Source organism: Micromonospora noduli (genome assembly GCF_003264475.1).
GTDB lineage: Bacteria > Actinomycetota > Actinomycetes > Mycobacteriales > Micromonosporaceae > Micromonospora > Micromonospora noduli.
Genome location: NZ_PYAC01000042.1, coordinates 194,517 through 218,808, shown reverse-complemented (window position 1 = coordinate 218,808; position 24,292 = coordinate 194,517). Strand labels below are relative to the sequence as shown.

General features: G+C 70.1%; 24 protein-coding genes. 16 read left to right on the top strand and 8 right to left on the bottom strand.

Annotated features, from left to right (window positions below):
- Positions 1–62: 62 nt before the first annotated feature.
- The 6 genes from atpA (at position 63) to MED15_RS29965 (ending at position 6,290) form a co-directional block, all read left to right on the top strand.
- Complete coding sequence (gene atpA, locus MED15_RS29990; protein WP_091405887.1) at positions 63–1,715, top strand: F0F1 ATP synthase subunit alpha; 1,653 nt, start codon at positions 63–65, stop codon at positions 1,713–1,715.
- 4 nt (positions 1,716–1,719) lie between these two features.
- Positions 1,720–2,649, top strand: a complete 930-nt coding sequence (locus MED15_RS29985) for a F0F1 ATP synthase subunit gamma (RefSeq protein WP_112584022.1) — start codon at positions 1,720–1,722, stop codon at positions 2,647–2,649.
- On the top strand, positions 2,649–4,085 hold the full coding sequence (atpD, locus tag MED15_RS29980) for a F0F1 ATP synthase subunit beta (protein ID WP_112584023.1): 1,437 nt from the start codon (positions 2,649–2,651) through the stop codon (positions 4,083–4,085). Before MED15_RS29985 ends, atpD begins: the two co-directional genes overlap by 1 nt.
- 224 nt (positions 4,086–4,309) lie before the next feature.
- Positions 4,310–5,452, top strand: coding sequence for an LCP family protein (locus tag MED15_RS29975; protein WP_112601150.1), 1,143 nt, complete (start codon positions 4,310–4,312; stop codon positions 5,450–5,452).
- 88 nt (positions 5,453–5,540) lie between these two features.
- On the top strand, positions 5,541–5,822 hold the full coding sequence (locus tag MED15_RS29970) for a F0F1 ATP synthase subunit epsilon (RefSeq protein ID WP_112584025.1): 282 nt from the start codon (positions 5,541–5,543) through the stop codon (positions 5,820–5,822).
- Positions 5,823–5,834: 12 nt separating this feature from the next.
- Positions 5,835–6,290, top strand: a complete 456-nt coding sequence (locus tag MED15_RS29965; protein ID WP_112584026.1) for a DUF2550 domain-containing protein — start codon at positions 5,835–5,837, stop codon at positions 6,288–6,290.
- Between the two features lie 472 nt (positions 6,291–6,762).
- On the opposite strand, the gene MED15_RS29960 is transcribed toward MED15_RS29965, so the two are convergent.
- Complete coding sequence (locus MED15_RS29960) at positions 6,763–7,335, bottom strand: cob(I)yrinic acid a,c-diamide adenosyltransferase (RefSeq protein WP_091405871.1); 573 nt, start codon at positions 7,333–7,335, stop codon at positions 6,763–6,765.
- Between MED15_RS29960 and murA the strand changes: the two genes are divergently transcribed.
- The gene (murA, locus tag MED15_RS29955; RefSeq protein ID WP_112584027.1) at positions 7,334–8,776 is read left to right on the top strand and encodes a UDP-N-acetylglucosamine 1-carboxyvinyltransferase; all 1,443 of its coding nucleotides are present in this window, start codon (positions 7,334–7,336) and stop codon (positions 8,774–8,776) included. The genes MED15_RS29960 and murA overlap by 2 nt on opposite strands.
- A 94-nt stretch (positions 8,777–8,870) precedes the next feature.
- Positions 8,871–9,719 carry a 3-hydroxyacyl-CoA dehydrogenase family protein gene (locus tag MED15_RS29950; RefSeq protein WP_110561611.1) on the top strand — a complete coding sequence of 283 codons (849 nt, stop codon included), beginning with the start codon at positions 8,871–8,873 and terminating at the stop codon, positions 9,717–9,719.
- 44 nt (positions 9,720–9,763) lie between these two features.
- Here MED15_RS29950 and MED15_RS29945 read toward each other — a convergent pair whose 3' ends face one another.
- Genes MED15_RS29945 through MED15_RS29935 form a run of 3 tightly spaced genes read right to left on the bottom strand, consistent with a single transcriptional unit; the run spans position 9,764 to position 12,318 of the window.
- Entirely contained in the window at positions 9,764–10,576 is an 813-nt protein-coding gene (locus MED15_RS29945; RefSeq protein ID WP_112584028.1) for an alpha/beta hydrolase, read from the bottom strand.
- A 48-nt stretch (positions 10,577–10,624) separates the two neighbouring features.
- Positions 10,625–11,470 (bottom strand): ABC transporter permease, encoded by an 846-nt coding sequence (locus tag MED15_RS29940; RefSeq protein ID WP_112584029.1) that lies wholly within the window; start codon positions 11,468–11,470, stop codon positions 10,625–10,627.
- Entirely contained in the window at positions 11,467–12,318 is an 852-nt protein-coding gene (locus MED15_RS29935; RefSeq protein WP_112601154.1) for an ABC transporter ATP-binding protein, read from the bottom strand. Before MED15_RS29935 ends, MED15_RS29940 begins: the two co-directional genes overlap by 4 nt.
- Before the next feature lie 150 nt (positions 12,319–12,468).
- Here MED15_RS29935 and MED15_RS29930 point away from each other — a divergent pair, with 150 nt between their 5' ends.
- Positions 12,469–14,475 carry a protein meaA gene (locus MED15_RS29930; protein ID WP_112697994.1) on the top strand — a complete coding sequence of 669 codons (2,007 nt, stop codon included), beginning with the start codon at positions 12,469–12,471 and terminating at the stop codon, positions 14,473–14,475.
- A gap of 71 nt (positions 14,476–14,546) precedes the next feature.
- Here the strand turns inward: MED15_RS29930 and MED15_RS29925 are convergent, their stop codons facing one another.
- A complete protein-coding gene (locus tag MED15_RS29925) occupies positions 14,547–14,843 on the bottom strand; it encodes a DUF1540 domain-containing protein (RefSeq protein ID WP_112737550.1) in 297 nt (98 codons plus the stop codon).
- An 85-nt stretch (positions 14,844–14,928) separates the two neighbouring features.
- Entirely contained in the window at positions 14,929–15,546 is a 618-nt protein-coding gene (locus MED15_RS29920) for a DUF4126 domain-containing protein (protein ID WP_112584033.1), read from the bottom strand.
- Between the two features lie 71 nt (positions 15,547–15,617).
- Between MED15_RS29920 and nucS the strand changes: the two genes are divergently transcribed.
- Positions 15,618–16,277, top strand: a complete 660-nt coding sequence (gene nucS / locus MED15_RS29915) for an endonuclease NucS (protein WP_112584054.1) — start codon at positions 15,618–15,620, stop codon at positions 16,275–16,277.
- 7 nt (positions 16,278–16,284) lie between these two features.
- Here the strand turns inward: nucS and MED15_RS29910 are convergent, their stop codons facing one another.
- Both MED15_RS29910 and MED15_RS29905 read right to left on the bottom strand, forming a co-directional pair.
- A complete protein-coding gene (locus MED15_RS29910) occupies positions 16,285–16,941 on the bottom strand; it encodes a methyltransferase domain-containing protein (protein WP_112584034.1) in 657 nt (218 codons plus the stop codon).
- A gap of 80 nt (positions 16,942–17,021) precedes the next feature.
- Positions 17,022–18,518, bottom strand: coding sequence for an aldehyde dehydrogenase family protein (locus tag MED15_RS29905; protein ID WP_112731450.1), 1,497 nt, complete (start codon positions 18,516–18,518; stop codon positions 17,022–17,024).
- A gap of 257 nt (positions 18,519–18,775) precedes the next feature.
- Between MED15_RS29905 and MED15_RS29900 the strand changes: the two genes are divergently transcribed.
- The 6 genes from MED15_RS29900 to MED15_RS29875 all read left to right on the top strand — a co-directional run bounded on the left by MED15_RS29900 (position 18,776) and on the right by MED15_RS29875 (position 24,285).
- Positions 18,776–19,192, top strand: a complete 417-nt coding sequence (locus tag MED15_RS29900) for an FHA domain-containing protein (protein ID WP_112731452.1) — start codon at positions 18,776–18,778, stop codon at positions 19,190–19,192.
- Between the two features lie 77 nt (positions 19,193–19,269).
- Positions 19,270–20,340, top strand: a complete 1,071-nt coding sequence (locus tag MED15_RS29895) for an alpha/beta hydrolase (protein ID WP_373861292.1) — start codon at positions 19,270–19,272, stop codon at positions 20,338–20,340.
- Between the two features lie 126 nt (positions 20,341–20,466).
- A complete protein-coding gene (locus MED15_RS29890) occupies positions 20,467–22,257 on the top strand; it encodes a 3-hydroxyacyl-CoA dehydrogenase family protein (RefSeq protein ID WP_112737548.1) in 1,791 nt (596 codons plus the stop codon).
- 41 nt (positions 22,258–22,298) lie between these two features.
- A complete protein-coding gene (locus tag MED15_RS29885) occupies positions 22,299–22,793 on the top strand; it encodes a SigE family RNA polymerase sigma factor (RefSeq protein WP_112584039.1) in 495 nt (164 codons plus the stop codon).
- On the top strand, positions 22,790–23,944 hold the full coding sequence (locus MED15_RS29880) for a hypothetical protein (protein ID WP_112601159.1): 1,155 nt from the start codon (positions 22,790–22,792) through the stop codon (positions 23,942–23,944). Before MED15_RS29885 ends, MED15_RS29880 begins: the two co-directional genes overlap by 4 nt.
- Before the next feature lie 11 nt (positions 23,945–23,955).
- Positions 23,956–24,285: an ATP/GTP-binding protein gene (locus MED15_RS29875; protein WP_112584055.1), complete on the top strand. Its 330-nt coding sequence runs from the start codon at positions 23,956–23,958 to the stop codon at positions 24,283–24,285.
- The last annotated feature ends 7 nt before the right edge of the window (positions 24,286–24,292 follow it).

Sequence of the window (24,292 nt, the reverse complement as noted above, 5' to 3'; positions counted from 1 at the left end):
GACGCCATTCGGACCGGTCGGTACTAGGTATCCCGGGCCCCTGAATTTTAAGGAAGCAGAGGATGGCCGAGCTGACCATCTCGACGGAGGAGATCCGCGGCGCCCTGGAGCGCTACGTCTCTTCCTACTCGTCCGACGTCTCCCGCGAGGAGGTCGGCACCGTCGCCGACACCGGTGACGGTATCGCCCACGTCGAGGGCCTGCCCTCGACCATGACCAACGAGCTCCTGGAGTTCGAGGACGGCACGCTCGGCGTGGCGTTGAACCTCGACGTACGGGAGATCGGTGTCGTCGTTCTCGGTGACTCCGCCAAGCTGGAGGAGGGGCAGCGCGTCAAGCGCACCGAGCGGGTTCTCTCCGTTCCGGTCGGCGACGCCTTCCTCGGCCGCGTGGTGAACGCGCTCGGTGAGCCGATCGACGCGCTCGGCGACATCGCCAACGAGGGCTTCCGCGAGCTGGAGCTGCAGGCTCCGAACGTGATGTCCCGGCAGTCCGTCGACGAGCCGCTGCAGACCGGTATCAAGGCCATCGACGCGATGACCCCGATCGGTCGGGGTCAGCGGCAGCTGATCATCGGTGACCGGAAGACCGGTAAGACGACCGTCGCCCTGGACGCCATCCTCAACCAGCGGGACAACTGGCGCACCGGCGACCCGAAGAAGCAGGTTCGCTGCATCTACGTCGCCATCGGCCAGAAGGCCTCCACGATCGCCTCCATCAAGGGGCAGCTCGAGGAGGCGGGCGCGATGGAGTACACCACCATCGTCGCCTCGCCGGCCTCCGACCCGGCTGGCTTCAAGTACCTCGCCCCGTACACCGGCTCGTCCATCGGGCAGCACTGGATGTACGGCGGCAAGCACGTCCTGATCGTCTTCGACGACCTGAGCAAGCAGGCCGAGGCGTACCGCGCCGTGTCGCTGCTGCTGCGTCGCCCGCCGGGCCGTGAGGCGTACCCGGGTGACGTCTTCTACCTGCACTCCCGCCTGCTGGAGCGCTGCGCGAAGCTCTCCGACGAGCTGGGTGGCGGCTCGATGACCGGTCTGCCGATCATCGAGACGAAGGCCAACGACATCTCGGCCTTCATCCCGACCAACGTCATCTCGATCACCGACGGCCAGATCTTCCTGGAGACCGACCTGTTCAACCAGGGCGTCCGTCCGGCGATCAACGTCGGTACCTCGGTCTCCCGGGTCGGTGGCGCCGCGCAGGTGAAGCCGATGAAGAAGGTCGCCGGTTCGCTGCGGCTCAACCTGGCCCAGTACCGCGAGCTGGAGGCGTTCGCCGCCTTCGCCTCCGACCTGGACCGGGCCTCCCGTGCCCAGCTGGACCGCGGTTCGCGCCTGGTGGAGCTGCTCAAGCAGCCGAACTACTCGCCGTTCCCGGTGCAGGAGCAGGTCGTCTCGGTCTGGGCCGGCACCGAGGGCAAGCTGGACGACATTCCGGTGGGCGAGGTCCGGCGCTTCGAGTCGGAGTTCCTCCAGTACCTGCGGCACAAGCACCAGGGTGTGCTGGCCGGCATCGCCGACAACCAGTGGAACGATGACATCATCGGCTCGCTGGACAGCGCGATCGCCGAGTTCAAGCAGGTCTTCCTCGGCAAGGAGGACGAGCGCAAGGTCAACGACGCGCCGGCCGCGCCGCTTGAGGGCGACGAGAACCGCGAGACGGTGACCCGCTTCCGCGACGGCGCGACCGACCGCCCGGCCGAGAGCTGATCCCATGGCGGCCCAGGTACGCGTTCTTCGTCAACGGATCCGCTCGGCGAAGTCGATGAAGAAGATCACCAAGGCGATGGAGCTCGTGGCGACGAGCCGGATCGCCAAGGCTCAGGCCCGGGTGCAGGCGTCCCTGCCGTACGCCCAGGCCATCACCGGTGTGCTCACGGCGCTGGCGTCCAACGCGCGGATCGACCACCCGCTGCTCACCCCGCGTGAGCGGGTGCGGCGGGCCGGCGTCCTGTTGGTCACCAGCGACCGTGGCCTGGCCGGCGGTTACAGCTCCAACGCGATCAGGATGGCGGAGTCGCTGATCGCGCGGCTCAAGGCGGACGGCAAGGAGCCGGTGCTCTACGTCATCGGGCGTAAGGGCGTCGGGTTCTACCGGTTCCGCGAGCGGCCGATCGAGGCGAACTGGACCGGCTTCAGCGAGCAGCCGTCGTTCGAGGACGCCCGTACCGTTGGTGAGACGCTGATCAAGGCGTTCACCGCCGGTGCGGACGACGTCGACGGCGGTGCCGGAGCGGACGGGGTGCTCGGCGTCGACGAGTTGCACATCGTCTACACCGAGTTCCACTCGCTCATGACGCAGAGCCCGGTCACCAAGGTCATCGGTCCGATGCAGGTGGAGGACCGGCCGCGCTCCGAGGGGTTGCTGCCGGCGTACGAGTTCGAGCCGGAGGCGGAGGCGCTGCTCGACGCGCTCCTGCCGAGGTACATCAACACGCGGATCTACGCGGCGTTGATCGAGTCGGCGGCGAGTGAGTCGGCGTCGCGTCGGCGGGCGATGAAGAGCGCCACCGACAACGCCGAAGAGATGATCGAGAAGTACACGCGCGAGATGAACTCGGCTCGCCAGGCCGGGATCACCCAGGAGATCAGCGAGATCGTCGGCGGCGCCAACGCGCTGGCCGCGTCGGGAAGTGAAGTGTGATGACTGCACCAGTAGAGACCAAGACGGCCACGGGTCGCGTGGTCCGGGTCATCGGCCCGGTCGTCGACGCCGAATTCCCGCGCGACGCCATGCCGCCCCTGTTCAACGCCTTGAACGTGAAGGTGAACCTGTCCGGCGGTGAGAAGACGCTGACCCTGGAGGTTGCCCAGCACCTGGGTGACAACCTGGTCCGTGCCATCTCGATGCAGCCGACCGACGGCCTGGTCCGTGGCGCCGAGGTGCGCGACCGCGGCGAGCCGATCACGGTGCCGGTGGGCGACGCGGTCAAGGGCAAGGTGTTCAACGCGATCGGCGAGGTGCTCAACCTCGCCGAGGGCGAGACGTTCGAGGCCGACGACCGGTGGGGCATCCACCGCAAGGCCCCGGCCTTCGCGGACCTTGAGCCGAAGACCGAGATGCTGGAGACCGGCATCAAGGTCATCGACCTGCTCGCCCCGTACGTCAAGGGCGGCAAGATCGGCCTGTTCGGCGGCGCGGGCGTGGGCAAGACGGTGCTCATCCAGGAGATGATCACGCGGGTCGCCCGCAACTTCGGTGGTACCTCGGTCTTCGCCGGCGTGGGTGAGCGCACCCGTGAGGGCAACGACCTCATCGCCGAGATGACCGAGTCCGGCGTCATCGACAAGACCGCGCTGGTCTACGGCCAGATGGACGAGCCGCCGGGCACCCGGCTGCGGGTGGCGCTCTCCGCGCTGACCATGGCCGAGTACTTCCGGGACGTGAAGAAGCAGGAGGTGCTGCTCTTCATCGACAACATCTTCCGCTTCACGCAGGCCGGTTCGGAGGTGTCCACCCTGCTCGGCCGTATGCCGAGCGCCGTGGGTTACCAGCCGACCCTGGCCGACGAGATGGGCGAGCTCCAGGAGCGGATCACCTCCGTCCGGGGCCAGGCCATCACGTCCATGCAGGCGATCTACGTGCCGGCGGACGACTACACCGACCCCGCCCCGGCCACCACGTTCGCCCACCTGGACGCGACCACCAACCTGGAGCGGTCGATCTCCGACAAGGGCATCTACCCGGCCGTGGACCCGCTGGCGTCCTCGTCCCGGATCCTCGCCCCGGAGTTCGTCGGCAACGAGCACTTCCAGGTTGCCACCGAGGTGAAGCGGATCCTGCAGCGTTACCGCGACCTGCAGGACATCATCGCCATCCTCGGCATCGAGGAGCTCTCCGAGGAAGACAAGATCACCGTGCAGCGCGCGCGGCGGATCGAGCGCTTCCTCTCGCAGAACACCTACGCGGCGGAGCAGTTCACCGGTGTGCCGGGCTCGACGGTCCCGATCAAGGAGACCATCGAGGCGTTCCGCAAGATCAGCGAGGGTGAGTACGATCACTTCCCCGAGCAGGCGTTCTTCATGTGCGGCGGTCTCGAGGACCTGGAGCGCAAGGCTGAGGAGCTGATGAAGAGCTGACCCAGCTCTCGTCCGACCCGTAGCAAAAAGACTGCCCCGGCAATGCCGGGGCAGTCTTTTGTTCATGTTCGCGTCCTACCATCGTCGCGGTCCGTTACTCGTGGTCGTCACTCCGGAGGGTCCCGAGCTACGGTTCGTTCCGCGCTCACGTGAACGAGCGTTGATCTTTGCAACCTTTCGACGACGTGCGCCCGTCTTCCTCGTCGTGGGCGTAACGAACGGAGCTGCTCGTGGGTAAGGCCGGCAAGAGTGGCCGCAAGCCGTCCATCTGGCGAGGCGTGCCGCGGTGGGCCAGGATCTGCACGGTGTTCGGCACCGTGCTGACCGTGCTCAGCGGCGCCGTGCTGGTCGGCACCGAGGTGCTCATGGCCCGCTACGAGGGGTCCGTCGGCAAGGCCGACCTCTTCGGCGACCAGGCGGCGGGCGCCCAGGTGAAGAAGAGTGACATCAAGGGTCCGCTCAACATCCTGCTCGTCGGCATCGACCCGCGTACGCCGACGGCCGCGCCGCTGGCCGACTCGATCATGGTGCTGCACGTGCCGGCCTCGATGGACCGGGCCTACCTGTTCTCGCTGCCCCGCGACCTCTACGTGCGGATCCCGGCGTTCAAGCGGGCCGACTTCCCGGGCGAGACCACGAAGATCAACGCCGCGATGTCGTTCGGCAGCAAGGTGCCGGGGGCCAACCCGGACGCGGCACGGGGCTTCGAGCTGTTGGCCACCACGGTGCAGAACGTGACCGGCATCAAGCGCTTCGACGCCGGCGCGATCATCAACTTCACCGGCTTCCAGAAGATCGTCGACGCCATGGGCGGTGTCGACATGTACATCGAGCGCGACGTGAAGTCCGAGCACAAGCAGCCGGACGGCAAGGCGCGGCCGGGCAACACCCGTGGTGAGGGCTACGTCGGCCCGCAGGCGCTCTACAAGAAGGGCAACCGGCACCTGAGTGGGTGGCAGGCGCTGGACTACGTCCGGCAGCGCTACCCGAAGAACGGCGTTCCGGATTCCGACTACGGCCGGCAGCGCCACCAGCAGCAGTTCGTCAAGGCCATGGTCGGTCAGGCGTTCAGCGCCGACGTGGTGTCCAACCCGATCAAGCTGGACAAGGTGCTCCGCGCCGCCGGCCAGTCGTTGATCTTCAGCGGCCGGGGCAACAGCGTTGTGGACTTCGGGCTCGCCCTGAAGGACATCCGCCCGAACACCATCGAGATGATCAAGCTGCCCGGTGGCGGGGTTTTCGAGGGTAGTAAGTACCTGGGCGAGCAGTTCCAGGAAGGTGTTCCGGACTTCTTCACCGCTCTGCACAACGAGCAACTCGACCCGTTCCTGCTGGAGCACCCGGAATTCGTCAACAAGGCCAAGTAGTCAGGTCGGCGTTGTCCCCACCCGCGTTGGGCGCGCCGCGTCGTCAGGCTAGACTTTCGGCAATCCGTAGCCGCAGCAAGGAGACAGCGTGGCACAGCAGCTTCACGTCGAGCTCGTCGCCGTCGAGGAGAAGGTCTGGTCCGGTGACGCCGAGATGGTCGTCGCCCGGACGACCGAAGGCGAGCTCGGTGTCCTGCCGGGGCACGCGCCGCTACTCGGCCAGCTCGCCGAGCCCGGCCAGGTACGCATCAAGCTCGCCGGCGGCGAGCAGGTCGCCTACGACGTGGCCGGCGGCTTCCTCTCGGTGAGCGCCGACGGTGTCACCGTGCTGGCCGAGAGCGCAACCCCGGTCTCCGCGCAGAGCCGCTGAGCCACACCGGGGATGGAGATCGTCGAAGGATTCGGAATCGGCGTTGTCGTCATCCTCGGCGCGCTTCTGACACTCTTCGTCCGGCGAGCTCTGGTCACCCGCAGCGGTGGCATCATCCGACTCAGCGTCCGGGTCTCCACCATGCTCGACGGCCGCGGCTGGTCGCCCGGCTTCGGCCGGTTCGCCGGTGACGAGCTGCGCTGGTACCGGATGTTCAGCTTCGCGATCCGGCCCAAGCGGGTGCTCTCCCGCAAAGGGCTGGCCGTGGAGCGCCGCCGGTTGCCCGAAGGTCAGGAACGGTTCTCCATGCCGGCCGACTGGGTGATCCTCCGCTGTACCAGTAACCACGCACCGGTGGAGATCGCCATGGCGCGATCGACAGTGACCGGTTTTCTCTCCTGGCTCGAGGCCGCCCCTCCGGGGGCGGTCTCGCCGCGTATGGCCTCCCAGGACTGGCCGGCTGCCTGATCGGCTCTTCTGTGGTTGCTCTTGGCTTCTGTGGTCGCTCTTGGGGTTTCCGGGGGAGCCCGCCCGGCTCCGGGCGGTCAGGCTTGATCCCTGCGCCGGGCGGGCTCCCCCGGAAACCCTTCGTTGGGCACTGTCCGCTGGCTCGCGGCGGGCTTTGATCACCTGCCGTTACCGATGCGGCTGGGTCCTGCCTCCTCGGTTCGCGCAGCGCGCCGGCCTCCGCGCATCGCGCCGGCCTCCGCGGCTAGCGCGCCGGGCTGGTGATCGACTCGGTTTTCTTGATGCCGGGGTGTTCTGGTGGCTGGGATGGCCCGACATCAAGGAACCGGAGTTGATCTAGGCGCTGGTCGGCCGGGCTCGCCGAGGAGTCAGGGTGCTGGTCGGCCTGGCTCGTGGAGGAGGCGGCCCTGGCTACGCGTGGTGGCGGGCAGAGTGGGAAACCAGACCTCGACGTGGTGCGGAGCGCCGACGTTCAGCGCTTGCCGCCCGGCACCCATAGCACGTCTCCTGCCGGATTTGCCGTTCTTGACAGGATAAAGAGCAGATCGGAGAGCCGGTTGAGATACTTTGCCGGGAGCGTGCTGGTTCGTTCCGGATCGTGGCTGACCAGCGCCCACGCTGCCCGTTCGGCACGCCGGGCGACGGTCCGCGCCACGTGCAGCAGCGCCGCACCTGCGGTGCCGCCGGGGAGGATGAAGGAGTCGAGCTTGCTCAGGCGTGCGTTGTACTCGTCGCACCAGCCCTCCAGGCGCTCGACGTACTCCTCGGTCACCCGCAGCGGCGGGTACTTCGGCTCCGGCTCGACCGGGGTTGACAGGTCGGCGCCGACGTCGAACAGGTCGTTCTGCACCGACCCCAGCACGCCGCGAAGCTCCTCGTCGAGGTTCCCCAGCGCGAGCGCGACGCCGATCGCCGCGTTGCACTCGTCGACATCCGCGTACGCGGCGATCCGTGGATCGGTCTTCGGCACCTGCTCGTTGTTGCTCAGCCTGGTCATGCCGGCGTCGCCGGCCTTGGTGTAGATGCGCGTGAGGTGGACGGCCATGACGCACAGCCTACGGATTCCCGACCTGACGATCCCGGCGCGGCCGGACAGCACCGCCGGCTGGCCGGTGGTGGTGGGCCCCGGCGACGCCGGCGATTCGGCGGTCAACGATGTCGACGTCATCCGGGTACGCGGTGACGCCCGACTGTCCGGCACCGTGCACGTGGTCGGTGCCAAGAACTCGGCGTTGAAGCTGATGGCCGCCGCGCTGCTCGCGCCCGGCCGCAGTGTGATCACCAACGTCCCCCGGATCACCGACATCGCGATCATGGGAGAGGTGCTGCGTCGGCTGGGCTGCGACGTCCAGTTCGACGCGGACGACCCGGTCGACCCGATGGTCGCCCGTGGCGGCGTGGCCCGGTCCCGGTCGGTGACGATCGACGTACCCGAGCAGCCGGGCGCGGAGGCCGACTACGACCTGGTCCGACGGTTGCGCGCGTCGATCTGCGTGCTCGGCCCGTTGCTGGCCCGTCGGGGGTACGTGCGGGTGGCCCATCCCGGCGGCGACGCGATCGGGTCGCGGGGGTTGGACATGCACATCTCCGGGCTGACCCGGATGGGCGCGGAGATCTCCGGTGAGCACGGGTTCGTCATCGCCTCCGCCCCGCACGGGCTGCGTGGCGCGGACATCGTGCTGGATTTCCCCAGCGTCGGCGCGACCGAGAACCTGGTGATGGCGGCGGTGCTGGCCCAGGGCACCACGATGATCGACAACGCGGCCCGGGAGCCGGAGATCGTCGACATCTGCACGATGCTCAACCAGATGGGCGCGCGCATCGTCGGCGCGGGCACGTCGACGTTGCGCATCACCGGTGTGCCCGGTCTGCGTCCGGTGCGCCACGCCACGGTGGGGGACCGGATCGTCGCAGGCACCTGGGCGTTCGGCGCGGCGATGACCCGGGGCGACGTGACGGTGACCGGGCTGGACCCGGCCTTCCTGGAGATCGCCCTGGACAAGGTGGTGGCCGCCGGCGCGCTGGTGGAAACCCGGGGAGACGGCTTCCGCGTACGTATGGACGAGCGGCCCCGGGCGGTGGACGTGGTGACGCTGCCGTACCCCGGCTTCGCCACCGATCTGCTGCCGATGGCGATCGGGCTGGCGGCCGTCAGCGACGGCGCCTCCCTGATCACCGAGAACATCTTCGACGGCCGGTTCATGTTCGCCAACGAGATGATGCGGCTCGGCGCGGACATCAAGACCGACGGGCATCACGCTGTGGTCCGGGGCCGGCATCGGCTCTCCGGTGCCCCGGTGCGGGCCACCGACATCCGGGCCGGAGCGGGGTTGATCATCGCTGGGCTCTGCGCGGAGGGGGTCACCGAGGTCTCCCACGTGCATCATGTCGACCGGGGCTACCCGGACTTCGTGGCCGACCTGCGTGCGCTCGGGGTGGCGGTCGAGCGGGGCACCACGCCGGAGGAGCCGGCACTGGAGATCTGAGGGCCCACGACCCGGCCCGACCGCCACTTAGCCATCGTTCAGGCTCGCCGACTAGGGTGCAGGCAGGCACTCAATCGCAGCGAGGGAGAAGCAGATGGCGGGTCGACTCGCGGTCGTCGGGGCCGGGTTGATGGGTTCCGGCATCGCCCAGGTGGCGGCGCAGGCGGGCTGGCAGGTGACGCTGCGCGACCTGGACGACGCGGCCACCACCCGGGGTCTGGGCGGCATTCGGAAGTCACTGGAGAAGTTCGCCGAGAAGGGCAAGATCGAGGCGTCCGAGGTCGAGGCGACGCTGGCTCGGATCACGCCGACCACCGACCTGGAGGCGGCGGCGGACGCGGACATCGTGGTCGAGGCGGTCTTCGAGCGGCTGGAGATCAAGCACGAGGTGTTCCGCGCCCTGGACAAGATCTGCAAGTCGGACGCGGTGCTCGCCACCAACACCTCGGCGATCCCGGTCACCCAGATCGCCGCGGTGACCGAGCGGCCCGAGGCGGTGGTCGGCACCCATTTCTTCTCCCCGGTGCCGATGATGCAGCTCTGCGAGCTGGTGCGCGGTTACAAGACCAGCGACGCCACGCTGGACACCGCGCGGGCCTTCGCCGAGGAGATCGGTAAGACGGTCGTCGTGGTCAACCGGGACATCGCCGGCTTCGTCACCACCCGGCTGATCTCCGCCCTGGTGATGGAGGCGGTCAAGCTGGTCGAGTCCGGGGTGGTGTCCGCGGAGGACCTGGACACCGCCTGCCGGCTGGGCTTCGGGCACGCGATGGGTCCGCTGGCCACCACCGATCTGACCGGCGTGGACGTGCTGCTGCACGCCTCGAAGAACATCTACACCGACACCGCCGACGAGAAGTTCTTCCCGCCGGAGCTGCTCCAGCGCATGGTCACCGCCGGCGACCTGGGCCGCAAGACCGGTAAGGGCTTCTACACCTACTGAGACCGGCAGCTGCGGGGGCCCGTTCGCGGGCCCCCGCGGTCAGCTCAGTTCGGGCCGGGCGGCGCGGCCAGCGCCGCCGCGACGAAGTCGAGGGCAGCGGGTATGACCGAGCCCCAGTACCGGAAGTCGTGCCCGCCGTCGGCGTACTCGGCTCGGGCGGCCGGCTCGGGAAGGGCTCGCTCCAGCGCCTGCACGTCGGCGAGGAAGTCGTCCTGGCGGCCGCACCAGAGGCCCAGCGGAGTGCCGCGCAGCCGGTCGACACCGGCGAAGACGGCATCATCGGGCGCGACGGCGGGGGAGAAGGCCGCCACCGCCCGGAGCAGCCCCGGCCAGGTGGCGGCGAGCAACAGCGAGCCGAAGCCCCCCATGGACCAGCCCCAGGCCGCCAGTCGGGTGGCGTCGAAGCCCCGCTCGGAGCACCAGGCCGGCAACTCCTCACGCACCATCCGCTGCGGGTCGTCCCGGCCGGTGGGGCGCCAGGAGAGGCGGTCGCCGGTCGCTCCGGCGAGTACGAACGGCGGCGCGCCCCGACGCACCGCGTCGGTCAGGAAGCGCCCCAGGCCGAGCCCGGGAAAGTCCCGTGCGGTGGTGGACGCGCCGTGCAGCACCAGGCAGACCGGCAACCCCTGACCGTCGCCGTGCCCGTCCGGGACGGCGGTGTAGAAGTCGACCGAGCGGCCACGTGCGGTGGACGGGCGGCTGACCACTCGCTCGTCGCCGGCTGGCGCGTCCGGGGGGACGGGTCGCGTCGGCGACGGGCGGATCAGGTCGCGGGCCGTCCAGCCGACCCCGACCGCCAGCGCCGTCGCCCCTGCCCCCGCGAGCAGGAGCCCGCGCCGGGTCGGTCGAGCGGCCATCGTCAGAGTCTGGCAGCCCCGGGGCGGATCGGTGGCCCCGGAAAGGGGTCAGCCGTCGCGCTTGGTGGTCCAGCGGAAGGTGGTCAGGCAGAGCACCACACCGATCACGCACCACAGGGCCAGCACCACCGCCACCCGGCCCAGCTCGAACGAGCCGCCCGGCTCCTGGGCGCCGAAGCTCTCCGGCAGGAACACCGACCGCAGCCCCTGGCACATCCACTTGAGCGGGAACAGCGCCGCCACCTGCTGCATCCAGGTGGGCAGGTCGGTGAAGACGAAGAACACCCCGGAGATGAACTGGAGCACCAGGGCCACCGGGGTGACCACCGCCGAGCCGCTGCGGGCGGTGCGGGCCAGCGACGAGATCGCGATGCCGCACAGGGTGCACGCGGTCACCCCGAGCACGGCGACCCAGCCGAAGGTGAACCACTTCGCGGCGGTGCCCGGCAGGTCGAGGTCGAACAGCGCCACCGCGACGGCCAGCAGCAGGACCGTCTCGGCGATCCCGATCGCCACCACCATGATCACTTTGCCGGCGAACCAGACCCACTTCGGCATCGGAGTGCCCCGGTAGCGCTTGAGCACGCCCCGGTCCCGTTCGATCGGGATCCAGATGCCGAGGTTCTGGAAGCTCACCGTCATCAGGCCGGTCGCGATCATGCCGGTGATGAAGTACTGGGTGAACTTGACCCCGCCGCCGATCGTGCCGTCGAAGATCGACGCGAAGATCAGGATCATGATGATGGGGAAGCCCATCGTGAAGACCACCGACTCCCGGCTGCGCAGGAACTGGGTGATCTCCAGTCGGCCCTGGCGCAGGGCGAGCGCGCCGGCACCCGGCCGCCGGCCGCGGGTCGCGGTGACCGGCGTCGCCGGCTTCGTCGTGGTCGTCATCGCGCGTGTCCGATCATGGTGAGGTAGACGTCCTCCAGGGTCGGCCGGGTCACCGTGAGCCCGGGGACCTCGCCGCCGTAGCGCGCGGCGAGGTCGGCCACGAAGGCCGTCGGCGTCGCGCTCTGCGCGCTTTCCAGCGTCCCTTCCGGGGTACGCCAGGAGACCGTCGCGAGGGCCTCCTGCCGATTGCCCAGCCGATTGGGCGCGGCGACCTCGACCAGCCGGCCGTCGGCGATCACGCCGACCCGGTCGGCGAGGGCCTCGGCCTCGTCCAGGTAGTGGGTGGTGAGCACGATGGTGGTGCCGGCCGCGGCGAGATCGCGGATCAGCTCCCAGAACTCACGGCGGGCCTCCGGGTCGAAACCGGTGGTCGGCTCGTCGAGGAAGAGCAGCTCGGGACGGCCGATGATGCCCAGGGCCACGTCCAGGCGGCGCTTCTGCCCGCCGGAGAGGGTGTGCGTCCGGGCCTTCGCCTTGTCGGCCAGCCCGACCCGCTCGATCACCTTGTCCGGGTCGTCCGCGTCGGGGTAGAAGCCGGAGAAGTGCCGGATCACCTCGGCCACGGTCAGCTCGTCGAACTCGCCGGTGCCCTGGAGCACGATGCCGACCCGGGACCGCCAGTCAGCGTCCGGGTGGGCCGGGTCCGTGCCGAGCACGGAGACCTCGCCGGCGTCCCGGCGGCGGTAACCCTCCAGGATCTCCACCGTGGTGGTCTTGCCGGCGCCGTTCGGGCCGAGCAACGCGAACACCTCGCCGCGGTGGACGTCCAGATCCACGCCCGCCACCGCCACGTTGTCGCCGTACGCCTTGCGCAGCCCCCGAACGGAGATGGCCAGCTCGTCATCCATGGCGTCAAGTGTGCGCCCTGGCCACAAGGCCTGTTGCCCGGGGTGTGGTGGTCCGCGCCACTGCGCGTACGTGACACCCGGACGTCCCCGACATGGACCTGTGTGGTTTTCCACAGCTCCTTTTACTGAACGGTAACTTAGACTCCGGCCATGGATGAGACGGCATTCCCGGGGCGACTGCCCGAGCGGGACCGCCCGTGGGTGATGCGCACCTACGCCGGCCACTCGTCGGCCGCTGCGACCAACGCCCTCTTCCGCCGCAATCTGGCGAAGGGGCAGACCGGCCTGTCGGTCGCCTTCGACCTGCCCACCCAGACCGGGTACGACCCGGACCACGAACTCGCCTCCGGCGAGGTCGGGCGGGTCGGCGTGCCGGTGGCTCACCTCGGCGACATGCGGGCGCTCTTCGACTGTCTCCCGCTCGCCGACACGAACACCTCGATGACCATCAACGCCCCGGCGATGTGGCTGCTCGCCCTCTACGGCACCGTCGGGCTGGAGCAGGGCGCCGACCTGGCCCGCTGCGCCGGCACCACCCAGAACGACATCATCAAGGAGTACCTGTCCCGGGGTACCTACATCTTTCCGCCGGCGGCGTCGCTGCGGCTCACCGCCGACGTGGTGGCGTACACGCTGCGCGAGATGCCCCGGTGGAACCCGGTCAACATCTGCTCGTACCACCTCCAGGAGGCCGGCGCCACGCCCGTGCAGGAGGTCGGCTTCGCGCTGGCCACCGCGGTCGCCGTGCTCGACGCGGTCCGGGACTCCGGCCAGGTGCCGGCCGAGCGGATGGGTGACGTGGTCCAGCGGATCTCGTTCTTCGTCAACGCCGGGGTGCGCTTCGTCGAGGAGATCGCCAAGATGCGCGCGTTCGGCGTGCTCTGGGACGAGATCACCCGGGACCGGTACGGGGTCACCGACGCCAGACAACGGCGGTTCCGCTACGGGGTGCAGGTCAACTCGCTCGGCCTCACCGAGGCGCAGCCGGAGAACAACATCCAGCGCATCGTGCTGGAGATGCTCGGCGTGACGATGTCCCGCGACGCCCGGGCCCGCGCTGTCCAACTGCCCGCCTGGAACGAGGCGCTCGGCCTGCCCCGCCCGTGGGACCAGCAGTGGTCGCTGCGGATGCAGCAGGTCCTGGCGTACGAGTCGGATCTGCTCGAATATCCCGACCTCTTCGCCGGCTCGCACGTGATGACCGCGCTGGTCGACGAGGTCGTCGCCGGGGCGCGGGTCGAGCTGGACAAGGTGTTGGAGCTGGGCGGCGTCGTTGCCGCCGTGGAGACCGGCTACCTCAAGAGCGCGTTGGTCGCGTCGCTGGCCGAGCGCCGTCGGCGGATGGAGTCCGGTGCCGACGTGGTGGTCGGGGTCAACCGGTACACCGAGACCGAACCCTCCCCGCTGACCGCCGCCGGCGCGGACGCCGTCGAGCAGGTCGATCCCGCGGTCGAGGCGGCCGCCGTGGACGGCGTACGCCGGTGGCGGGCCGACCGGGACGCGACGGTCGTCGACGCGGCGCTGGCCCGGCTGCGCGCGGATGCCGCGACCACCACCAACCTGATGCCGGCCACAGTGGAGTGCGTGCGGGCCGGAGTGACCACCGGCGAGTGGGCCGGCGCGCTGCGCCAGGTCTTCGGCGAGTACCGGGCGCCGACCGGCCTGGCCGGCGCCACCGGCGGCGGTGGGGAGCCGGGCCTCGTGGCGGTCCGCGAGCGGGTCACCGCCACCGCGCGGGAGCTGGGCAGCGGCCGGCTGCGGCTGCTGGTCGGCAAGCCGGGCCTGGACGGGCACTCCAACGGCGCGGAGCAGATCGCGGTACGCGCCCGCGACGCTGGCTTCGAGGTCGTCTACCAGGGCATCCGGTTGACCGCAGGGCAGATCGTCGCCGCCGCCGTCGAGGAGGACGTCGACCTGGTCGGGCTCTCCGTGCTCTCCGGGTCGCACCTGGCCGCCGTGCCCGCGGTGCTCGACGGGCTACGCGCCGCCGGCCGGCCGGACCTGCCGGTGGTGGTGGGCGGCATCATCCCGGCCAGTGACGCGGACACCCTCCGGGCGGCCGGGGTCGCCCGGGTCTTCACCCCGAAGGACTTCGCCCTCACCGGCATCATCGACGACCTGGTGACGGTCATCCGTCACGCCAACGACCTGCCCTGATCGCACGCTGTCCCGGCCGGTCGCCGGCCGACATGGGTCAGCGCCCGGCGTGGGTGGTCGGCCGGCGTGGGTCAGCGGCCGGAGTAGGTCATGCAGTCGGCCATGTCGTTGTCCGGACCGACCCTGATCGACGCCGCGTGGCACTCCAGCTGCTCGTTGTGCCGGCAGTCGGCGCGCTGGCAGGCGCCCACCTGCGCGATCAGGCTCTCCACGCCGCCACGGACGGGCGACTCGACGAAGGTGTGGCAGTGGGCGTGATCCATGTTGCCGATGGTGATCGCGAAGGCGTGGCAGTCACCCGACTGGTTGTACGCGCACGCGGCGACCACACATTCCTGGACTCGGGGCATCTCCAACGCTGCGGTCATGCCGACCTCCTCTAGGTTCTTGCCCCGATCCTAGGCTTTTGTCGACCCCCGAAGCCGAGGTATGGCGGGCCGCCGATCCGCCGCGTCAGACGCGGAAGCCGGCGGCGCGGGCGGCCTCTCGTTCGCGGCGTCGTTCGGATCGACGACGGAAGAACCAGAAGGTGAAGAACACCAGGCCGACCAGGACGACGAGCACCAGTACCGGCAGGATGATCGCCACCAGGGAGACCACCACGCTGGTGGCGTCCTCGGCGGTGCTGGCGACCGGGGCGCCGATCCCGGCGGTGGTCGCGTTGATCACCGGGCGGGCCGCGGACTTGAGCAGGTGCACGCCCAACGCCAGCAGTACGCCGGTGACGACCGGCACCCACTGGTGGGAGGAGAAGAAGCTCCCCGGGTCGCTGACCGTCACCGTCTCCGACGAGGAGCCGGCGCCGAAGGCCAGGCCACCGGCGGTGGGTCGGACCACGGTCTGCACCACGTCGTTGATGTGGTCGACCACTGGCACCTTGTCCGCGACCATCTCCACGGCGAGAAGCACGGCCATGATGGCGATGACCCAGCCGTTGCCGAGCCAGGTCCAGCCGCTGGGCAGGTCGATCAGGTCGGTGTAACGGCCGAGTAGACCGAGGATGAGCAGGGGTATGTAGGCGTTCAGCCCCGCCGAGGCGGCGAGACCGGTGCCGGTGAGGACTTCGAACACGGTCTCAGCATCGCATCGACGCGCCAGTGCCGCTCGCTGGCGACCGGGGGGTGCTCGGCTACCCTCGTCGGGTGCGGTTGGTCATTGCGAAGTGCTCGGTGGACTATGTCGGACGGCTCTCGGCTCACCTGCCGCTGGCCACCCGGTTGCTGATGGTGAAGGCGGACGGGTCGGTGTCCATTCATGCCGACGACCGTGCGTACAAGCCGTTGAACTGGATGAGCCCGCCGTGTCGGTTGGAGGAGGCCCCCGGTGTGTGGCGGGTCGTCAACAAGGCTGGCGAGGAGCTGCGGATCACCCTGGAGGAGATCTTCCAGGACACCTCGTACGAGCTGGGTGTGGATCCGGGCCTGCGCAAGGACGGGGTGGAGGCGCACCTGCAGGAGTTGCTGGCCGCCAACCCGGGTGCCCTTGGTGAGGGGTTCACGCTGGTCCGCCGCGAGTACATGACGGCCATCGGCCCGGTCGACCTGCTGTGCCGGGATGCCAACTCGGGCTCGGTCGCCGTCGAGGTCAAACGGCGTGGCGACATCGACGGGGTGGAGCAGTTGACCCGTTATCTCGAACTGATGAACCGTGACCCGCTGCTCAGCCCCGTCGTCGGGGTCTTCGCCGCCCAGGAGATCAAGCCGCAGGCCCGGGTGCTCGCCACCGACCGGGGCATCCGGTGTGTGGTCGTGGACTACGACAAGCTGCGCGGCATCGTGAAGGACGAGCTGACCCTCTTCTGAGGGCGTCCTACCCGTTGCGCACCGCGATCAGTGACTTCGGCAGACCGAACACCCGCTCCACCAGCATTGTCGAGTCCGGGAAGTAGTGGCGCATCTGCGAGCGGTCCAACAACTCGGTCCAGAGCACCTGGTGGATGGCGGCGTCGTGGCTGCGCGTCGGCTTGTGCCCCAACGGCCAACGTCGGGCGAACGCGGTGCGCAGTCGTACCGGCAGGAACTGCATGCCGGGCGCGATCCAGTGTGGCTCGATGGGGAAGTAGCGGTAGGGCGTCTGCACCCAGTGCCGGTCGGCCAGTGAGCGGGCGGCGGCGGCGAAGCGGATCCGGCGTTCGTGCCCGCCCACATGCTCCAGCACCGAGTTCGAGAAGACCAGGTCGTAGCTGCCCTTGGTGAGGTGCGGGGGCAGGTCGCAGGCGTCGGCCTGCTCGACGTGGGCCCATTCCGGAACGACGGCGGGCGGCTGCTCCAGGTTGACGACTGTCACCCGGGCCGGTCGGACGGTGGCGCGGTGCCAGGTGCCGAGCCGACCACCGAGGTCGACCACGTGCATGTCGCCGATGTCCGGAAAGGTGCGCGCCAACCAGTCCGAGCGGTGCCGACGCCGTCGGGCGCTCCACGACTGGTCACTGTCGACAAGGCGGTAGCGCAATCGATTGGGGCCCATTTAACGCAATGTACCGCCGTGACCACGGTGTATAAACATGTGGATACACCGATCCTTGTTGATGATCGGTTATCCGACACTTACCTTCCGTACATGACCTTGATGGCCTTGACGAGTCGGGCCACGTCGGCCGGGGTGCGCTCGAAGGTCATCGACGGCAGCAGTGACCGGGCACGACGTCGGGTGATCGCCTTGGCCCGACCGAACTCACGCAGGCCGTCCTCCCCGTGAATCCGCCCGAAGCCGGAGTCACCCACACCGCCGAACGGCAGGGTGGACATGCCGGCGAAGGTCAGCGTGGAGTTGATCGACGCCATCCCGGAGCGCAGTCGCCGGGCGGTGGCCACCGCACGCCGCCGGCCGAAGACCGAACCCCCGAGGCCGTACGACAGGGCGTTGGCGCGGGTGACTGCCTCGTCGGCGTCGCGGACCCGGCTGATGGTCAGCGTGGGACCGAAGGTCTCCTCGCGGACGGCGGCCGACTCCTCCGGTACGTCCACCAGCACTGTGGGGTGGACGTACGGCGGCTGTACGGCGCTCGGGCCGCCGAGTACGGCGCGCCCGCCGGACGTGATCGCGGCGTCGATGTGCCGGCGGATCACGTCGATCTGCCTGGGCATGGTGATCGGGCCGATGTCGGTGCCCTCCGGCCCGACCGTCAGCCGACCGGCGCGGGTCACCACCTTGTCGACGAAGGCGTCGAAGACGGCGTCGACCGCGTACACCCGCTCGATGCCGATGCAGGTCTGGCCGGCGTTGGTCATGCCGCCCCAGACGCACGCCTCGGCGGCCGCGTCCAGGTCGGCGTCGCTGTCCACGATCATGGCGTCCTTGCCGCCGCCCTCGATGAGCATCGGGGTCAGCGTCTCGGCGCAGGCGGCCATCACCTTTCGGGCGGTGGCGGTGGAGCCGGTGAACGCCAGCTTGTTGACGCCGGAGCGGCACAGTGCCGCACCCACGTCGCCCAGCCCGTGCACTGCGGTGAACACCGGCTGCTCGGGCACCACCTCGGCGAAGCTGTCCACCAGCCACTGGCCGACGGCGGGCGTGTACTCGCTCGGCTTGAGCACTACGGCGTTGCCGGCGGCGAGGGCGTACGCGGCGGAGCCGATCGGCGTGAAGACCGGATAGTTCCACGGCCCGATCACGCCGACCACCCCGTGCGGCTGGTATTCGAGGTGGCCGGAGAACTCGGCGAGGATGAGCCGGGACCGCACCCGACGTGGACCGAGCACGCGGCCGGCGTTGCGGGCGGCCCAGTCGATGTGCTCGATCGCGGTGACGATCTCGACGATGGCGTCGGCGGTCGGCTTCCCGCCCTCGACGTGCACCAACTCGGCCAACTGCTCGATGCGCTTGGCGAGCAGGGCACGCCACCGCAGCATCCGCTGGCGGCGGCCGGTGAAGCCGAGACCCGCCCACCAGTCGCCGGCGGCACGGGCGCGGTCGACGGCCTGCCGCACGTCGGCGTCGGTGGCGACCGGGAGGCGCCCGGCCTCAGCGCCGGTCGCCGGGCTGGTGGAAACCAACTGACCCGCGTCGATGACCGGAACGCCCGGGATATGCACTGCCGTCATGGCGGAAGTCTAGACCCGAGGATTACTCACCGGTAGGGTCCCCGATTCGGGGCCGGGGGGCCGGCGTCGCATCAGCCCGGCCGATCGTTGATCAGTGCAGGTCAGGGCGTTGATGACGGATGGGGCCCGCCCGAATCGTCGAACGGCAGGTGGCCGGGAGGTGACGAGAGGCTGACCGGCCGGTCGGTATTGACGACTACCGTCTGATGGCAAGCTGACGCGCGGAGTGACGGTGTGGGGTGGAGGGCTGACTGTCCATGGAGGAACATCCGGAACTGATGCCGCTGTTGACGGTCGCGGGTGGACCGATGCGCGGCGCGAGCTTTCGTATGCGAGCCGAGATACAGGTGATCGGCCGAGCGCCGACAGGTCAGGTGGTCATCAACGACCCACACCTGAGCCGTCGCCACGCCGAGGTGTGGCTGGCACCGGAGGGCCCGTCCCTGCGGGACCTGGGCTCCACGAACGGCACCTGGCTCAACGACCGGCGGATCACCGCTGTGGAACGACTCTCCGACGGCGACGTGATCCGGCTGGGCCGCACCGAACTGCGCCTGTTCGACCCCGGGGTGGCGCTCACCGACCCGGTGGGGCTCAGCTTCGGCTCGTCCCGGCGCGACGTCCGACCGACGCTGCCGCTGCCGCTGGCCGCGCCACCCGGCTCGCGTCGCTGATCTGGCGGCCTGCCACACCGGGTAGCTCCGTTGGGTGGCGGCCCGACACCTGGACCGGTGGGGACACCCGTGGCACCATGCCGCGGATGGAGACCGAGCAGCGGACCGTGACGGCGAACGGCATCACTCAGGCGGTACGGGTGGCCGGCCCGCCGGACGGCATACCCGTGCTGCTGATCCACGGCAACTGCTCGTCCGCGCTGTTCTGGGAGCCGCTGGTCCGCCGTCTGCCACCGACGCTGCGGGTGGTCGCCCCCGACCTGCGGGGGTACGGCGACTCCGCGACCGCCCCGGTGGACGCCACCCGGGGCCTGCGGGACTTCGCCGACGACGTGGCGGCCCTGCTGGACGACCCGACGCTCTTCGACGCCGACGCGCGCCCGGTGGTGGTCGGGCACTCCCTCGGCGGTGGGGTGGCGATGCGCCTGCTGGTCGACCATCCGCAGCGCGTGGGGGCGCTGCTGCTCGCCGCACCGGTCTCCCCGTACGGCTTCGGTGGCACCCGTGACCTGACCGGCACGCCGACCACCCCCGACTTCGCCGGCACCGGCGCCGGCACGGCGAACCCGGACTTCGTCGCCCGCCTCGCGGCCGGTGACCGGAGCTCGGACGCGCCGGCCAGCCCGCGTGCCGTGCTGCGAGCCACCTATGTGGCCGATCCCGCCTCTCTGGTCGAGGACGAGGAACTGCTGCTGGACACCGTGCTCTCCACCGCCACCGGTGACGACAACTACCCGGGCACGGCGGTGCCGTCGGAGAACTGGCCGGGCACCGCTCCGGGGGAGCGCGGGGTGCTCAACGCGCTCGCGCCCACCTGGTTCCGGCTCGCCGACGAGCTGGTGGCCGTCGCCGAGAAACCGCCGGTCACCTGGGTGCGCGGAGACGTCGACGTCATCGTCTCGGACACCTCGCTCTTCGACCTGGCGTACCTGGGTTCGCTGGATCTCGTGCCCGGCTGGCCCGGCGCTGACGCCTGCCCACCGCAGCCGATGGTCGGCCAGACCCGGGCGGTGCTCGACCGGTACGCGGCGGCCGGCGGCGCGTACCACGAGGTGGTGTTGCCCGGTTGTGGGCACAGCCCGCACCTGGAGCGCCCGGCGGAGTTCGTCGCGGAGTTGTTGGCCCTGACCAGCGTGTCGGCCGGGTAGCTGCGCCGCTGGGCCGTGGGTGAAATATGCCACGGCGTCTCGACAACTCACCGTCACGTGGCAGACTCGCGCGCATAACCTTAGCGGCCGTTCAGTGGCCGTGCGGAGTCTCTGGGGAGGCCGGTCGTGGCGCGCGAGTTCAGCACCGTGGGTGTGGTGGGGCTGGGCACCATGGGTGCCGGCATCGTCGAGGTCTTCGCCCGCAACGGCATCGACGTGGTGGCAGTGGAAATCTCCGCGCCGGCGCTGGAGCGCGGTCGGGCCACCCTGAAGGGCTCCACCGACCGGGCGGTCGCCAAGGGCAAGCTCGCCGAGGCGGACCGCGACGCCCTGCACGAGCGGGTGCACTTCGCGGTCGGGCTGGACGCGCTGCACTCCGTCGACCTGGTCATCGAGGCGGTGCCCGAGCACCTGGACCTCAAGCAGCGGATCTTCGCGGAACTGGACCGGGTCTGCCGCCCGGAGACGATCCTCGCCACCAACACCTCGTCGTTGAGCGTCACCGAGATCTCCGTCGCCACCAGCCGACCCAACCAGGTGATCGGCATCCACTTCTTCAACCCGGCCCCGGTCATGAAGCTGGTCGAGGTGGTCCGCACTGTCGTCACCGCACCCGAGGTGGTCGCCGACGTGGAGGCGCTCTGCGCCCGGCTCGGCAAGGTCGACGTCACCATCAACGACCGGGCCGGCTTCATCGCCAACGCGTTGCTCTTCGGCTACCTCAACCACGCGGTCGGCATGTTCGAGTCGCACTACGCGACCCGGGAGGACATCGACGCCGCCATGAAGCTCGGCTGCGGCCTGCCGATGGGCCCGCTGGCGTTGATGGACCTGATCGGCCTGGACACCGCGTACGAGATCCTGGACACCATGTACCGGCGCGGCGGGCGGGACCGCCGCCACGCCCCGGTGCCGCTGCTCAAGCAGATGGTGACGGCAGGGCTGCTCGGCCGGAAGTCGGGCCGGGGCTTCTACACCTACGAACGGCCCGGCTCCCCGGTGGTCGTACCGGATGAGGCGACGCCGCTGGCCACGGACGGCGCGCTCGCCGACGGCGCGCGCGCCATCGCGAAGGTCGGCGTGGTCGGCTCCGGAACGATGGCCACCGGGATCATCGAGGTCTTCGCGAAGGCCGGCTACGAGGTCGTCTCGGTGACCCGTGGCATGGAGAAGTCAGCGAAGGTCTGCGAGGCGGTGAAGACCTCGCTGAACAAGGGCGTGGTGCGCGGCAAGCTCTCCGAGGCCGACCGGGACGCCGCCCTGGGCCGGATCAGCTGGTCCGCCACGCTCGACCATCTCGCCGACGTCGACCTGGTGGTCGAGGCGGTCGTCGAGGAGCTCAGCGTCAAGAAGGCACTCTTCGCCAGCCTCGACGAGATCTGCAAGCCGGGCGTGGTGCTGGCCACCACCACCTCGTCGCTGCCGGTGATCGACGTGGCGATGGCCACCCACCGGCCGGCCGACGTGGTGGGGCTGCACTTCTTCAACCCGGCCCCGGTCATGCCGCTGGTCGAGGTCGTCCGCACCATCCGCACCTCCCCGGAGGCCACCGCCACCGCCCGCGCCGTCTGCGCCGCGCTCGGCAAGACCGGTGTGGTCTGCGGCGACCGGTCCGGCTTCATCGTCAACGCTCTCCTCTTCCCGTACCTGAACGACGCGGTGAAGATGCTGGAGGCCAGCTACTCGACGGCCGACGACATCGACCACGCCATGAAGTTGGGCTGCGGCTACCCGATGGGCCCGTTCGAGCTGCTCGACGTGGTCGGGCTGGACGTCTCCCTGGCCATCCAGCGCGAGCTGTACCTGGAACTGCGCGAGCCGGGCTTCGCGCCCGCGCCGCTGCTGGAGCACCTGGTCACCGCCGGCTACCTGGGCCGCAAGACCCGCCGCGGCTTCCGCGACCACTCGCACCGCTGACCGGTGTCAACAGTGGGCGCCGGTGACGGCGTCTGAGTGGTGTGACCTTCGAGGAATACGTCAGCACGCGCGGGCCGGCGCTCGTCCGGCTGGCCCGGCTGCTGACCGGTGACGAACACCGCGCCGAGGACCTCACCCAGGACGTGTTGGCGCGCGCCTACGTGCACTGGCGGAAAATCGCCCGCGCCGACCACCCGGACGTCTACGTGCGCCGGATGCTGGTCAACGCCAACACCTCCTGGTGGCGCCGCCGATCCAGCAGGGAGTTGGCCACTGCCGAGTTCGCCGACCGGCCGGGGCGCGGGGACCTGGGCGGCGATGCGGCCGACCGGGACGAGATGTGGCGGCTGATCCTCGGCCTGCCCGACCGGCAGCGCGCGGTGCTCGTGTTGCGCTACTACGAGGACCTCGACGACCCGACGATCGCCCAGATTCTCGGCTGTTCCCCGGTCACCGTCCGCACCCACGCGATGCGGGCGCTCAGCCAGCTGCGGGAGCGCCACGGCGTTCCCACGACGAACGGGAGCCGGCCGTGACCGACCTCGACGAGCGGATCGCCAGGGCACTCCGGGAGCAGGCCGACGGGCCCGTGGACACCAACAGCCTGCTGACGGCAGCGGTGAACGGGGGACGGGCCCGTCGGCGGCGGCGACGTGCCGTCATCGGGGCAGCCCTCGGTGTCGCGGTGCTGCTCGGGGCCGGTGTGGCAGTGCGTACGCCGTCGGCCGCGCCGCCGCAGCCGGCCGTCACGCCCAGCCCGGTAGTGGTCACACCGCCTCGGGCACCGGGGGTTCCGGGGGCAGCGGAGCGCCCCGCCCTGATCGGCACGGACCCACGGTTGCTGCACTTCGGGGTCGATCCGACAGCGGCGAAGCCGGTCGCCTGGCGCTCCGCGGCCCAGGTCGAGAGCATGCGACTGGACCTGGGTGACGGCGTGCAGGCGATGGTGATCGTTGCCGCGGACCCACGGACCGCCGAGATCGGTGATCCGAGCCAGCTTCGTGACATCGGCCCCGACAAAGCGGGCGCCGTCACCAGCGACAAGGACCTTGCCTCGCCCGGCCAGGGCCTCGACGCCGCATCGAGGTACAACGGGGTGATCCGTCAGCTCGACAGGGTCACGAAGGGTTGGGTGCTGCGCTGGCAGCCCGTCCCGGGCCTGTACGTCCGGGTCGCGGCTCTCGGGGAGACCGGCGCCGAGGTCCGCCGGGCGGCGGCGGCGCTCCGGTTCGACGAAGCCCGCCGCTGTGTCGCGCCGATCCAACTGACCGCTCTGCCCCCGGGTGCCCGGATCAGCGCGTGCGAGGTGGCGGTGCGGCAACTGTCCTGGCCCCGCATCGTGAACGTGGGGGGAATGACGACGCCGACCCAGATGGCCGTTGCGGCTTCGGACCACACCGAAGCGGCGTTGACTGTCGCTCTCCAGGGCGCCGCCACCTTGCCGGTGCGGCTCACCTACTTACCCCGCCCATCCTCGCCCGACCGGGCCAAGGCCAATCGCAGGATCGCCGGCAGGCCGGTGTTCGACATGGGCGACTTCTGGCACGTGCTCGGCATTCCGAACACCCTGCTGTCCATGGGGCACGAGAACCGCTGGGAGCGGTCGCCCACGGACGCGGAGGTCAGCACGGTTATCGGCGGGCTCCGGGTCGCCGACGACCGTGGCGAGCCGGCGAGCTGGGAGTGACCGTAACCTTGGTGACTGTGAGCCCCCGTCGCAATCGCCCTCGCCGGGACGAGAACGCCAACCTGGACGCCGACCGGGTCCGGCAGGGCGTCGCCTCGGTCCAGCAGTGGACCGACGGTGCCTGGCAGGTACGCGGCATCGGCGCGGGCGCGTCGGTCAAGACGTACCGCTGCCCCGGCTGTAACCAGGAGATCCGGCCCGGGGTGGCGCACCTGGTGGCCTGGCCTGCGGACGGCCTGGGTGACCTGACCGACCGGCGGCACTGGCACAGCGGCTGCTGGCAGGCCCGGGACCGGCGCGGCCCGGCGGTGCAGCGTGGCCGGGGCTCCCCGCGCTACTGAGCGACCA